The sequence below is a fragment of the Streptomyces sp. 8K308 genome (assembly GCF_004348315.1).
GTDB lineage: Bacteria > Actinomycetota > Actinomycetes > Streptomycetales > Streptomycetaceae > Streptomyces.
In genome coordinates this window covers 1-749 of the sequence record NZ_SMKC01000682.1, presented here as the reverse complement: position 1 = coordinate 749, position 749 = coordinate 1, and the positions used below count along the sequence as shown (strand labels likewise).

Below are 749 nucleotides of genomic sequence, written 5' to 3'. Positions count from 1 at the left end.
GGTCCCAGCCGTAGCTGTCGTCCCACAGGATGGTGAGGCCTCGGGGCCAGTGGTTGTAGGACAGGAGGTCGGTCTCGTGGTCCCACTCCAGCCCGGCCCTCAACGGCTCCTGGGGGGAGTCGTAGTGGGTGGTGAGGGTGACGCGGCGCGGGGGGATGCCGGCGGCCATCAGCTCGGTGACGACGGCGTCGAGGTAGACGGCGTGGGGCGCGGTCAGCGGTCCGTTGGGATCGTGCGGTATGGCGGCCGGCGCGGGCTGGTGGTTCACGAGTTCGTTTCTTTGGCGCGGCGGAGTTCGGCGATGGCGTTGGCGGCAGCGCCGGTGCCGTTGTCGCGGTCGTAGAGGGTCGGGTCGAGGTGGCCCGGGCCGATCCAGACCTTGACGACGCGGCCGCGGCAGTAGTCGACGTACCGGCTGGGGCCGTCCGGGTACCTCTCCGTGGGAAGGCTGTCGAGGTACTCGCGGGCTTCGTCGACGCTCATCGGGTTCTGGGACAGGGGGTTGAGGAAGCCGAGGCCGAGGAGCTTGGAGGCGTTGTAGAGGGCGGCGAGGACGGCGGCCTGGTCGAGGCCGGTGACGTCGATGGGCGCCCCGTCCGCTGGGGGCGGGGCTACGTGCTTCCATGCCTCGGAGATGTCGTCGAGGTGCAGGATGTCGACGCCGTCGGGAATGCGCTCTGCGGGGATGCCGTCGGGGTTGCTCATGGCGCTGCCTATCTATGGGATGTGGGCCGCCCGAGGTTGGGGGC

General features: G+C 70.2%; 2 protein-coding genes. Both read right to left on the bottom strand.

Features of this window, described 5'->3' with window-relative positions:
• A partial coding sequence (locus E1265_RS36625) for a hypothetical protein (protein ID WP_132935236.1) occupies positions 1–268 on the bottom strand: 268 nt, incomplete at its 3' end.
• A complete protein-coding gene (locus E1265_RS36620; RefSeq protein WP_132935235.1) occupies positions 265–705 on the bottom strand; it encodes a hypothetical protein in 441 nt (146 codons plus the stop codon). The genes E1265_RS36620 and E1265_RS36625, both read right to left, overlap by 4 nt.
• Between the last annotated feature and the right edge of the window lie 44 nt (positions 706–749).